The sequence below is a fragment of the Pseudomonas citronellolis genome (genome assembly GCF_001586155.1).
Classification (GTDB): domain Bacteria; phylum Pseudomonadota; class Gammaproteobacteria; order Pseudomonadales; family Pseudomonadaceae; genus Pseudomonas; species Pseudomonas citronellolis.
The window spans coordinates 1,130,056-1,141,284 of sequence record NZ_CP014158.1; the positions used below are offsets into that span (position 1 = coordinate 1,130,056).

General features: G+C 64.9%; 16 protein-coding genes. 9 read left to right on the forward strand and 7 right to left on the reverse strand.

The features are described 5' to 3' along the window. Positions 1-219: 219 nt before the first annotated feature. Genes cyoA through cyoE form a run of 5 tightly spaced genes read left to right on the forward strand, consistent with a single transcriptional unit; the run spans position 220 to position 5,000 of the window. Positions 220-1,146: a ubiquinol oxidase subunit II gene (gene cyoA, locus PcP3B5_RS05190; protein ID WP_009617601.1), complete on the forward strand. Its 927-nt coding sequence runs from the start codon at positions 220-222 to the stop codon at positions 1,144-1,146. Between the two features lie 8 nt (positions 1,147-1,154). Beyond that, entirely contained in the window at positions 1,155-3,131 is a 1,977-nt protein-coding gene (cyoB, locus tag PcP3B5_RS05195; protein WP_009617603.1) for a cytochrome o ubiquinol oxidase subunit I, read from the forward strand. A gap of 3 nt (positions 3,132-3,134) precedes the next feature. Next, complete coding sequence (cyoC, locus tag PcP3B5_RS05200) at positions 3,135-3,764, forward strand: cytochrome o ubiquinol oxidase subunit III (protein WP_009617605.1); 630 nt, start codon at positions 3,135-3,137, stop codon at positions 3,762-3,764. After that, positions 3,764-4,102: a cytochrome o ubiquinol oxidase subunit IV gene (gene cyoD, locus PcP3B5_RS05205; RefSeq protein WP_009617607.1), complete on the forward strand. Its 339-nt coding sequence runs from the start codon at positions 3,764-3,766 to the stop codon at positions 4,100-4,102. Before cyoC ends, cyoD begins: the two co-directional genes overlap by 1 nt. A gap of 10 nt (positions 4,103-4,112) precedes the next feature. Further along, positions 4,113-5,000, forward strand: coding sequence for a heme o synthase (cyoE, locus tag PcP3B5_RS05210; protein WP_009617609.1), 888 nt, complete (start codon positions 4,113-4,115; stop codon positions 4,998-5,000). A gap of 373 nt (positions 5,001-5,373) precedes the next feature. On the opposite strand, the gene PcP3B5_RS05215 is transcribed toward cyoE, so the two are convergent. The 3 genes from PcP3B5_RS05215 to PcP3B5_RS05225 all read right to left on the reverse strand — a co-directional run bounded on the left by PcP3B5_RS05215 (position 5,374) and on the right by PcP3B5_RS05225 (position 7,591). Continuing rightward, positions 5,374-6,672: an NAD(P)/FAD-dependent oxidoreductase gene (locus PcP3B5_RS05215; RefSeq protein WP_061560719.1), complete on the reverse strand. Its 1,299-nt coding sequence runs from the start codon at positions 6,670-6,672 to the stop codon at positions 5,374-5,376. Positions 6,673-6,718: 46 nt separating this feature from the next. Then, complete coding sequence (locus tag PcP3B5_RS05220) at positions 6,719-6,892, reverse strand: DUF3094 family protein (RefSeq protein ID WP_009617611.1); 174 nt, start codon at positions 6,890-6,892, stop codon at positions 6,719-6,721. Positions 6,893-6,961: 69 nt separating this feature from the next. Beyond that, positions 6,962-7,591, reverse strand: coding sequence for a DUF1780 domain-containing protein (locus PcP3B5_RS05225; RefSeq protein WP_009617612.1), 630 nt, complete (start codon positions 7,589-7,591; stop codon positions 6,962-6,964). A 132-nt stretch (positions 7,592-7,723) separates the two neighbouring features. On the opposite strand from PcP3B5_RS05225, the gene PcP3B5_RS05230 reads away from it, so the two are divergent. The 4 genes from PcP3B5_RS05230 to PcP3B5_RS05245 all read left to right on the forward strand — a co-directional run bounded on the left by PcP3B5_RS05230 (position 7,724) and on the right by PcP3B5_RS05245 (position 9,655). Then, positions 7,724-8,140, forward strand: coding sequence for a GNAT family N-acetyltransferase (locus PcP3B5_RS05230; RefSeq protein ID WP_058071484.1), 417 nt, complete (start codon positions 7,724-7,726; stop codon positions 8,138-8,140). A gap of 2 nt (positions 8,141-8,142) precedes the next feature. After that, positions 8,143-8,619, forward strand: a complete 477-nt coding sequence (locus PcP3B5_RS05235) for a hypothetical protein (RefSeq protein WP_061560720.1) — start codon at positions 8,143-8,145, stop codon at positions 8,617-8,619. Further along, positions 8,616-9,332 (forward strand): energy-coupling factor ABC transporter permease, encoded by a 717-nt coding sequence (locus tag PcP3B5_RS05240; RefSeq protein WP_061560721.1) that lies wholly within the window; start codon positions 8,616-8,618, stop codon positions 9,330-9,332. Before PcP3B5_RS05235 ends, PcP3B5_RS05240 begins: the two co-directional genes overlap by 4 nt. Before the next feature lie 107 nt (positions 9,333-9,439). Beyond that, positions 9,440-9,655, forward strand: a complete 216-nt coding sequence (locus PcP3B5_RS05245; RefSeq protein WP_061560722.1) for a hypothetical protein — start codon at positions 9,440-9,442, stop codon at positions 9,653-9,655. Between the two features lie 6 nt (positions 9,656-9,661). On the opposite strand, the gene PcP3B5_RS30520 is transcribed toward PcP3B5_RS05245, so the two are convergent. From PcP3B5_RS30520 to coaE, 4 genes are all read right to left on the reverse strand, one after another. After that, positions 9,662-9,937 (reverse strand): type II toxin-antitoxin system RelE/ParE family toxin, encoded by a 276-nt coding sequence (locus PcP3B5_RS30520; protein ID WP_024128153.1) that lies wholly within the window; start codon positions 9,935-9,937, stop codon positions 9,662-9,664. Further along, positions 9,937-10,131, reverse strand: coding sequence for a type II toxin-antitoxin system RelB family antitoxin (gene relB / locus PcP3B5_RS05255; RefSeq protein ID WP_009617620.1), 195 nt, complete (start codon positions 10,129-10,131; stop codon positions 9,937-9,939). Before relB ends, PcP3B5_RS30520 begins: the two co-directional genes overlap by 1 nt. Positions 10,132-10,396: 265 nt before the next feature. Further along, entirely contained in the window at positions 10,397-10,606 is a 210-nt protein-coding gene (gene yacG / locus PcP3B5_RS05260; protein WP_043272268.1) for a DNA gyrase inhibitor YacG, read from the reverse strand. Further along, the gene (gene coaE, locus PcP3B5_RS05265) at positions 10,603-11,211 is read right to left on the reverse strand and encodes a dephospho-CoA kinase (RefSeq protein WP_009617624.1); all 609 of its coding nucleotides are present in this window, start codon (positions 11,209-11,211) and stop codon (positions 10,603-10,605) included. Before coaE ends, yacG begins: the two co-directional genes overlap by 4 nt. Positions 11,212-11,229: the final 18 nt, after the last annotated feature.

Below are 11,229 nucleotides of genomic sequence, written 5' to 3' on the forward strand. Positions count from 1 at the left end.
TGAATAACACGGAACGAATCAGCACACGGATCGGTTTCGCTACGCGAAAGCCGGGCTGGGTTCCTTTTGCCTTGTTTTCTTGCAGCGCCGATTCGCTACCCCATGGATCCACTAAGACGTCTCGCCTTGGAAGGCGCGGCGGGCAGTTCGTCGAGCATGAACCCTGCGTGGGTAAATCTCATGGGCGGTGTAGCTATGTTCATCCATTAAGGCCGCAAGATGAAAATAGACCAGTACTCTGGATACCTGAAGAGATTGTCCGTGCTGCTCCCCCTGCTCTCGCTGGGTGGCTGCAACATGGTCCTGTTCGACCCCAAGGGGCAGATCGGCGTCGACGAGAAGTCGCTGATCATCACCTGCACCCTGCTGATGCTGCTCGTGGTGGTGCCGGTCATCGTCATGACCCTGGCATTCGCCTGGAAATACCGCGCTTCCAACACCAAGGCCACCTACATGCCCGACTGGGCGCACTCCACCCGCATCGAGGTGGTGGTGTGGCTGGTGCCCTGCATCATCATCGCCATCCTCGGCTGGCTGACCTGGGAATCCACCCACAAGCTGGACCCCTATCGCCCGCTGGATTCCGACGTCAAGCCGATCACCATCCAGGCCGTCTCGCTGGACTGGAAGTGGCTGTTCATCTATCCGGAACAGGGCATCGCGACCGTCAACGAGATCGCCTTCCCGAAAGACACCCCGGTGAACTTCCAGATCACCTCGGACACCGTGATGAACTCCTTCTTCATCCCGCAACTGGGTAGCCAGATCTACTCGATGACCGGGATGCTGACCAAGCTGCACCTGATCGCCAACGAAGAAGGCGTGTTCGACGGTATCTCCGCGAACTACAGCGGCAGCGGCTTCTCCGGCATGAAGTTCAAGGCCATCGCCACTTCCGAGCAGGGCTTCCAGGACTGGGTCGCCAAGGTCAAGTCCGCCCAGGCCGGCCTCACCGAGGAAGGCTTCCCCGAGCTGGCCAAGCCGAGCGAGAACGTTCCGGCTACCTACTTCTCCTCGGTCACCCCGGACCTGTTCCAGCACATCCTGACCAAGCACGAGCGTGCCGGTCTGGCCATGGGCAAGGGCAAGGCCGAGCACGCCGAAGGCGAAGCAGAATCGCAATCCAATCCGAGTATCCAGGAGTAACCGCGCAGATGTTCGGGAAACTGACTCTGTCGGCCGTGCCTTATCACGAGCCGATCATCATGGTCACGCTGGCGGTCGTTGCCCTGTTGGGCATCGGCGTCTTCGGCGCGATCACCTACTACCGCAAGTGGACCTACCTGTGGACCGAATGGCTGACCTCCATCGACCACAAGAAGATCGGCGTGATGTACATCATCGTCGCCCTGATCATGCTGCTGCGCGGCTTCGCCGACGCCATCATGATGCGCGGCCAGCTGGCCCTGGCCGAAGGCGCCAACCACGGCTTCCTGCCGCCTGAGCACTACGACCAGATCTTCACCGCGCACGGCATGATCATGATCATCTTCATGGCCATGCCCTTCATGACCGGCCTGATGAACCTGGCCGTGCCGCTGCAGATCGGCGCCCGCGACGTGGCCTTCCCGTTCCTGAACTCCCTCAGCTTCTGGCTGCTGGTGGTCAGTGCGATGCTGGTCAACGTGTCCCTGGGCCTGGGCGAATTCGCCCGTACCGGCTGGGTGGCCTACCCGCCGCTGTCCGAGCTGGCCTACAGCCCGGGCGTGGGTGTGGACTACTACATCTGGGCCTTGCAGATATCCGGCATGGGTACGCTGCTGACCGGTATCAACTTCCTGGTCACCGTGTTCAAGATGCGCACCCCGGGCATGAAGCTGATGCAGATGCCGATCTTCACCTGGACCTGCACCTTCGCCAACATCCTGATCGTCGCGTCCTTCCCGATCCTGACCGCGGCCCTGGGCCTGCTGTCGCTGGACCGCTACCTGGACATGCACTTCTTCACCAACGAGCTCGGCGGCAACGCCATGATGTACATCAACCTCTTCTGGGCCTGGGGCCATCCTGAGGTGTACATCCTGATCCTGCCGGCCTTCGGTATCTTCTCCGAAGTCACCGCCACCTTCGCCGGCAAGCGCATGTTCGGCTACACCTCGATGGTGTGGGCGAGCGCCGCGATCACCTTCCTCGGCTTCACCGTGTGGCTGCACCACTTCTTCACCATGGGTTCGGGCGGCGACGTCAACGGCTTCTTCGGCGTTGCGACCATGCTGATCTCCATCCCCACCGGGGTGAAGCTGTTCAACTGGCTGTTCACCATCTACCGCGGCCGCCTGCGCTTCGACACCCCGATCCTGTGGACCCTGGGCTTCATGATCACCTTCACCATCGGTGGCATGACCGGCGTTCTGCTGGCGATTCCGGGCGCTGACTTCCTGCTGCACAACAGCCTGTTCCTGATCGCCCACTTCCACAACACCATCATCGGTGGCGCGGTGTTCGGCTACCTGGCCGGCTTCGTCTTCTGGTTCCCGAAAGCCTTCGGCTTCAAGCTGGACGAGAAGTGGGGCAAGCGTTCCTTCTGGTGCTGGCTGGTCGGCTTCTACATGGCCTTCATGCCGCTATACATCCTCGGCTTCATGGGCATGACCCGTCGCCTGAACCACTACGACAACCCGCTGTGGAAGCCGTACCTGGTGGTGGCGTTCTTCGGCGCCGTGCTGATCCTGTTCGGCATCCTCAGCCAGCTGATCCAGCTGTTCGTCTCCATCAAGAACCGCAAGCAGCTGGCCGACGTGACCGGCGACCCGTGGGGCGGCCGTACCCTGGAATGGTCCACTTCCTCGCCGCCGCCGTACTACAACTTCGCCGAGCTGCCGGTGGTGCGTGACGTCGACGCCTTCCACGAAATGAAGCAGAACGGCCGCGCCTACCAGGCCCCGGCCTCGTACAAGCCGATCCACATGCCGAAGAACACCGCCGCTGGTTTCTCCATCGCGCTGTTCGCCTTCATCTTCGGCTTCGCTGCGATCTGGCACATCTGGTGGCTCGCGGGCATCGGCTTCGTCGGCATGATCGCCTCCGTCATCGTGCGCAGCTACGTCACCGACCTGGACTACTACGTCCAGCCGGACGAGATCGAGCGCATCGAGAACCGCCACTTCCAGCAACTCGCCAAACAGGTCTGATCCATGTCTACGGCAGTATTGAGCAAACACTCGGTCGCCCACGAAGCGGGGCATGACCACGATCACGAACACCACGACGCGGGTGGCATGACGGTCTTCGGCTTCTGGCTGTACCTGATGACCGACTGCATCCTGTTCGCCAGTGTCTTCGCCACCTACGCTGTGCTCGTCGGCCATACGGCCGGCGGCCCCAGCGGCAAGGACATCTTCGAACTGCCCTACGTGGCCGTCGAAACCGCGATCCTGCTGATCTCCAGCTGCACCTACGGCCTGGCCATGCTGGCCGCGCACAAGGGCGCCAAGGCCAAGGCCATCGCCTGGCTGGGCGTGACCTTCCTCTGCGGCGCCGCGTTCATCGCGATGGAAGTCAACGAGTTCCATCACCTGATCGTCGAAGGCTTCGGCCCGAGCCGCAGCGCGTTCCTGTCGTCCTTCTTCACCCTGGTCGGCATGCACGGCCTGCACGTGACCGCCGGCCTGCTGTGGATGCTGGTGCTGATGGCGCAGATCGGCAGCCGTGGCCTGACCGCGCAGACCAACACCCGCATGATGTGCCTGAGCCTGTTCTGGCACTTCCTGGACATCGTCTGGATCTGCGTATTCACAGTCGTCTACCTGATGGGGGCCGTGTAATGAGCGCCGCTGCACACGACAACCACGGCGCCGGCCACGGCAGCCTGGGTTCCTACGCAATCGGTTTCGTGCTGTCGATCATCCTCACCGCGATTCCGTTCTACATGGTCATGGACGGCGGCTTCACCCGCCACGCGACCATCCTCACCATGGTCATCCTCGGCCTGGTGCAGGTGGTGGTGCACCTGGTGTGCTTCCTGCACATGAACATGTCCTCGGAAGGCCGCTGGAACGTGATGGCGTTCATCTTCACGGTGATCGTCATCCTGCTGGTGGTGGGCCTGTCGCTGTGGATCATCTTCAGCGCCGATGGCCTGATGATGCCGATGGTGAACTGAGGCTGACGACGTGAAGCTGAAGCGTTATCTCCTGGTGACCAAGCCGGGCATCATCTTCGGCAACCTGATCGCCGTGGCGGGGGGCTTCTTCCTCGCCGCGCGCGGCAGTGTCGACCCGATGCTGCTGCTGGCGACGGTGATCGGGCTGTCGCTGGTGGTGGCCAGTGGTTGCGTGCTGAACAACTGCATCGACCGCGACATCGACCGCCACATGGAGCGGACCCGCGGCCGCGTGACCGTGACCGGGCAGATCTCGCTGAAGGCCGCTCTGGCCCACGGCGTGGTGCTCGGCCTAGCCGGCTTCGGCCTGCTGCTGTGGAAGACCAACCTGCAGGCGACCCTGATGGCGGCGTTCGGCTTCGTGGTCTACGTCGGCTTCTACAGCCTGTGGCTCAAGCGCACCTCGATCTACGGCACGCTGGTGGGCAGCCTCTCCGGGGCCATGCCGCCGGTGGTGGGCTACTGCGCCGCGGCCGGTCATTTCGACATGGGCGCCGCGGTGCTGCTGCTGATCTTCTGCCTGTGGCAGATGCCGCACTCCTACGCCATCGCCATCTTCCGCCTGAACGACTACAAGGCGGCGGGTATCCCGGTGTGGCCGGTGGCGCGTGGCATCGAAGCGACCAAGCGGCAGATCCTCTACTACGTGCTGGCCTTCGGCGCCGCCACCCTGCTGCTGACCCTGACCGGCTTCGCCGGCTACGGTTACCTGGTGGTGGCCCTGGCGGTCAGCGCCTGGTGGCTGTTCATCGCCGTGTCGGGCTTCCGCGCCGAAGACGATCGCCTGTGGGCACGCAAGCTGTTCGCGTTCTCCATCATCGCCATCAGCGTGCTGAGCCTGATGATGTCGATCGACTTCCAGGGCCTCCCGGCCCCGGCGCTGGTCGCAGCGCTCTAAGGCAAGCCAGTGGTACGAAAAAGCCGCCTCTCGGGGCGGCTTTTTCATGCCTGGAAAAACATCGCGGAGGACGGGTACGGCTTTTCGTAGGAGCGAGCTTGCTCGCGAACAATAAACCCACCGCCGAACCCTCCTGTAGGAGCGCGCCCTGCGCGCGAATCGCGGGCAGGGCCCGCTCCTACAGGGAGCACGGGGCGGATCGCGGATGAATCCGCTCCTACAGGCGTACGGGCCCCCTGGCGTAGGATGGCGTTGAGCGAAGCGATACCCATCACCGCGACCGCATGGGTTTCGTAAACTCAACCCATCCTACGAAAGGCGCCTCGGCGTAGGGCGCATAACCGTTCGCGGTTATCCGCCGTTTCCCGGCGCGTCAATGCAACTTCAGGCGCGGCTCGGTGCTGCGCCCGATGCGGTCGCCGATCATCATCAGCGCCGTGCGCGTCACGCCGTACAGCGCCATCTGGTGCATGCGGTACAGCGAGATGTAGAACATCCGCGCCAGCCAGCCTTCCAGCTTCACGCTGCCCATCAGGTTGCCCATGAGGTTGCCCACGGCGCTGAAGCGCGACAGCGAGATCAGCGAGCCATAGTCGGTGTAGCGGTATTCCCCCAGCGGCTTGCCGTCCAGGCGCGCCACCAGCGACTTGGCCAACAGCGAGGCCTGCTGGTGCGCGGCCTGGGCGCGGGGCGGCACGTTGCGTTCGCTGCCGTCGCCGAGCGGGCAGGCGGCGCAGTCGCCGAAGGCGAAGATGTTCTCGTCGCGGGTGGTCTGCAAGGTCGGGCGCACCACCAACTGGTTGATGCGGTTGCTCTCAAGGCCATCCAGGTCCTTGAGCAGGCTGGAGGCGCGGATGCCGGCGGCCCAGACCTTGAGGCTGGCGGGGATGAACTCGCCGCTGGCGGTCTTCAGGCCCTCGGCGGTCACCTCGCTGACCGGCGAGCCGACCATCACCCGCACGCCGAGCTTCTCCAGGGTGCGGTGCACCGGCTGGCTGATGCGCTCGGGCAGCGCCGGCAGCACCCGCGGGCCGGCCTCGATCAGGGTGATGCGCATGTTCTCCGGCTGGATGCCGGTCAGCCCGTAGGCTGCCAGCTCCTGCGCGGCGTGGTGCAGCTCGGCCGACAGCTCGACGCCGGTGGCGCCGGCGCCGACGATGGCCACGCTGATCTGGTCGTCCTCGCCCTGGCGGGCATGGGCGCGCAGGTAGTGGGTGAGCAACTGCTTGTGGAAGCGTTCGGCCTGCTCGCGGGTGTCCAGGAAGATGCAGTGCTGCGCGGCCCCGGCGGTGCCGAAGTCGTTGGTGGTGCTGCCGATGGCCAGGACCAGGGTGTCGTAGTCCAGGGTGCGCGCCGGCAACAGCTCGCGGCCGTCCTCGTCGAGGGTGGCGGCCAGCTGGATGCGCTTGGTCGCGCGGTCCAGCCCGCTCATCCGGCCGAGCTGGAACTGGAAGTGGTTCCATTTCGCCTGGGCGACGTAGTTCAGCTCATCCTCCGAGGAGTTGAGCGAGCCGGCGGCCACTTCGTGCAGCAGGGGTTTCCAGATGTGGGTGAGGTTGGCGTCGACCAGGGTGACCTGGGCGCGGCCCTTCCTACCCAGGGTGCGGCCGAGACGGGTCGCGAGCTCCAGCCCGCCGGCGCCGCCGCCGACGATCACGATACGATGGGACATGGGACGTACTCATAGCTAGGGAATCCTGTGCGGGCCGGCGGCGCTGCTAGTGCGCGAGGTAGGCCAGGAGGCGGCTGAGCAGTCCCAGGACGATGACCACGAGGGTGAGCCCGGCCATCATCAGCCAGGGCTTGAAAGGTGCACGCTCGACTTGGTGAACGGGCGAGCTGAGGTACTGCTCGACCTTCTGCTGGTCTTCGGGGCTCAAGCGACTGGGCATGGGCGGCCTCCGTTTCTAATGCCGAGCATTCTAGTCGGCTGTTGGCTCGCGCTCAATCCGACCCGGCGGTCAGAGCCCGACACCGTTGTCCAGCAGCACCACGCGGCCGAGCTGGTCGCGCAGGAAGTCCGGGGCGTCGTCGTGGGCGAAGATCACCCGGGCGAAGTTCGGCCCCACCAGCGACAGCGAACGCCAGCCCTGGCGCAGGAACTCGGTGGGCGGCGGAAAAGGGGTGTTGAAGTCCGGCGTTTCGCGCTTGAGGCTGACGAAGGCGAGCAGGTCCAGTTCTCCCGGGTCGATGCCGCGCTCGCTGTAGTTGTGCGCCTTCTTGCGCAGGGTCGGCGCCAGGCGCCGCTGCAGCTCGGCGCAGTTGATCCGCCTGGGCTTCTGCTCGCGGCGGATCAGCTGGCGCAGGCTCTGGGCCAGGCGCCGGCGCTGCAGTTCGTCGCGCCATTCCTCGTTGAGCCGGCGGCCCTCGTCGAGGACGAAGAACACCTCGAAGCAGGCATCGCGAAACAGCACGTCCGGCGGCTGCTGTTCCGGCGCGATGAACTCGTCCTGGCGAAAGGGCACCTTGAGCGTCTGCAGCAGGCGCTCGCAGGCCCAGCATTCCCGGTCCCACTTGCGCGCGTTGGAGAGGAACTCATTGGCCAGTTCCGCCTGGCGCCGGAGCAGGTGCAGGTAATCGGCTTCATTCATATCAACAGCTTAGCCGCTGCTGGCGCTTCGGTCCCGCTGCGACATGGCGCCTCACCCCGCGGCGGGGCAAAAGCGGCGGAATCGGCGGCGCCCTGTGTACACTGTGGCGATCCTTCCCCGGAGCCCTTCAGCATGTTCCTGCGCAGCGCCTCGACCGCCGACCACCCGCGGCTCATCGCCCTCTGGGAACGCACGCCGGGCATCCAGCTGCGCCGCGACGACGAATTCGAACCCTTCGCCGCCTACCTCGCGCGCAACCCCGACCTCAGCCTGGTGCTGGAGGCCGAGGGTGCGCTGATCGGCAGCCTGCTGGTCGGCCATGACGGCCGCCGCGGCTACCTGCAGCACCTGGTGGTGGACGCGCCCTACCGCGGCCGCGGGCTGGCCCGGAGGATGCTCGACGAGGCCCTGGCACGCCTGGCGCGGCTGGGCATCGGCAAGTCCCATGTCTTCGTCCTGCGCGACGCGCCCGAAGCGCTGGCCTTCTGGGAGGGCCAGGCCGGCTGGGGGCGGCGCGACGACATCCTGGTCTATTCCGCCGGAGCCTGAGCATGAACATCAGAAGAACCTGCGCCGCACTCTTGCTATTCCTGGTCCCGCTGCTGGCCCTGGCCGCCGGCGAGGAGGGCGCCCCGACGGGCTGGACGCTGCTCGACCAGTACGACAAGCCCTACACCCAGAACGATGACCTGAAGGTCCTGCTGGTGGCCCGCGACATGGCCGGCGGCAAGTTGATGAAGGCAGCATTGGAAGGGCGCCCGCAAGGTTACCTGGAGCAACGCCACGCGGTCTTCGTCGCTGACATCAGCCGCATGCCCTCGCTGATCTCGAAGATGTTCGCCGTGCCGGTCATGCGTGACTACAACTACCGCGTGCTGCTCGACCGCGAACCGCGGGTGGCCAGCCACTTCCAGGTGCCGGAAGACAGCGTGCTGTGGATAAGCCTGCAGCAGGGCAGGGTGCTCGTCAGCCAGGCCTATACCTCGGCGCCCGCGTTGCGTGAGGCGCTGGAGCAGGTCGCCAAGTGATAGCCGCGCAACTGCTCTCGGAAGAGAGCCTGGCCCTGGGTTGGGCGATCTACCTGCCCGCGCTGGCCCTCGCCGCATGGCGAGCGCCCTGGGTGGAAATGGTCAGCGACTTCCGCCGCCAGCACCTGGTGTTCGGCACCATGCTGGCGCTGTTCCTGCTGTGGCTGGTGCGCCGGGACTTCGCTTCGGGGCTGTCGTTCCATTTCATCGGCATGACCGCGGTGACCCTGCTGCTGGACTGGCCGCTGGCGCTGCTCGTCGGCCTGGTGGCGCAACTCGGCCTGTGCCTGCTGGGGCGCCAGGACTGGGCGGCGATCGGCGTCAACGGCGTGCTGCTGGTGCTGGTGCCGGTGTTCATCACCGAAATGGCGGCGCTGTTCGTCGAGCGCCGCCAGCCGCGCAACCTGTTCGTCTACATCTTCTGCTCGGGCTTCTTCCCCGCGGCGCTGGCGGCCCTGTGCTGCATGCTGCTGGGCCTGGGCCTGCTGTGGGTCGACGGCATCTTCCCGATGCCGCCCTGGCTGGACGACTTCATCGGCTACCTGTGGCTGATCATGTTCCCCGAGGCCTTCATCAACGGCACCGTGGTCACCGGCCTGGTGGTCTTCTACCCGGACTGGCTGGAAACTTTCAACCGCACCCGCTACCTGCAGGCGCCCTGGAAGGAAGAGAAGAAGGAAGAGGGCAAGGACGACGAGGATGAGCCGCGTTGATGACAGCCAATTCGCCGCTGTCATCCTTTTCCTCGGATTGATCCAGGTCAGTTCGCCGTGATCGCCACGCCGGAACACTCTGCTGCCCCACAGCAATGGAGAACGGCATGAGCATTCACAGTTGGGCCGAACAACACCTTCACGAACTGCTGCTGGAAGCCGAAGCAGCGGGCATGGACACGCAACTGGTGCTGCGCGCCCTGCTCAGCTCGGTGGTGCGGGCCAACGCCCAGGTCCGCACGGAAGAAGACCTGGCGCACGAACTGCACTTCCTCGCCGAGAACCTCGACGAGGAGCGTGACTACGCGTTCATGCGGCCGTGAAGACGATCAGGGATATTCCTGGCGCGAATGCAGGACGCTGACTACTTCGATGCATTCAGCGTCGATCCGGTAAACCAGGATGTAGTTGGGGTGGATCACGACTTCTCGTGTGCCGGGTACTCGTCCATGACGGTAAAGGTAGGGATGCTGGGCCAACGGCAGCACGGCAGACTCCACGCGTTCCTTGAGGCGCCTTGCTGCTTGGGGATCCTCGTTGGCTATATAGGCGAGAATGGTCGCGAGGTCATCACTGGCACTCCTGCGCCAGATGATCGATAGCACTAGTCGTTGCCCTGGCGCCGGGCTTCGGCCTGGGCAATGATGGCGTCCATGTCGACCATTACCTCGTCATGGGGACGCCCTGGTTGGTTGTCTGTAAGGGACTTCTGCACCTTTTGGCGGAACCAGCGATCATGGCTGGCTGCCTGCTCCGGGGTTTCGAACTCGGAGACTATGGGGGAAAGTCGGGCGCTCATGATTCGGGCCTCTGCTGCAATTCTCGTCAGTCTACACCCCGGCGTGGGCCAGGGCGCAACCGTGAAGTCTCTGGTTGGTTCGTAGGAGCAACAGTCTTGCCGACTGCGCCGAGATGCTCTTTGTAGGATGGGTTGAGCTTGCGAAACCCATGCGGTCGCGGTGATGGGTATCGCTTCGCTCAACACCATCCTACGGGGGAAGGTGTAGGAGCGGATTCATCCGCGATGCCGGCCAACAGGCCGGCCCATCCAACTCGGCGAACCCTCAATGCCCCCGCAGCGGCGGGGCATCCAACTCCCCGGAGAACACATCGTCCTCCAGATCGTTGCCGGGAATCGCATGCTCCTCGGCGGCCCAGGCGCCCAGGTCGATGAGCTTGCAGCGTTCGGAACAGAAGGGGCGGTAGAGGCTCTTGGCACTCCACTCCACCGGGGCGCCGCAGGTCGGGCATTCAACGGTCAGGGGCTGGCTCATGGGCGTCCTCCGCGCAGGCTGAGATAAAAGTCGTGCAGGCGCTCCACTTCGCGCTGCAGGTGGCCGAGATCGCGGTCGTTCAGCAGTATGTCATCGGCATGCTTGAGGCGGTCGTCGCGTTGCGCTTGCGCCTGGAGAATGGCGCGCACCTGTTCCTCGGAAACGTTGTCCCTGCGCACGGTGCGCTCCAGCTGCAGGTGCTCGGGCGTGTCCACCACCAGCACCCGCTGGGCCATGCGATGCTGCCCGGACTCCACCAGCAACGGCGAAACCAGGATGGCATAGGGCGACTCGGCCTGCGCCAGGTTGCTGGCGATCTCCTGGCCGATCAGCGGGTGCAGCAACTGCTCCAGCCAGCGGCGCTCCTCCGCGGACTGGAAGATGCGCTCGCGCAGGGCGGCGCGGTTCAGGGTGCCGTCGGGCTGCAGCATGGCTTCGCCGAAGCGCTCCACGATACTCGCCAGCGCCGGCCGGCCGGGCTCGACCACCCAGCGCGCGGCATGGTCGGCATCCACCATGTGCACGCCGAGGTTGGCGAAGTGGGCGGCGGCGGCGCTCTTGCCGCTGCCGATGCCGCCGGTGAGGCCAAGAATCCAGGGTTTCATCGTACTCCTCGCGCCAGG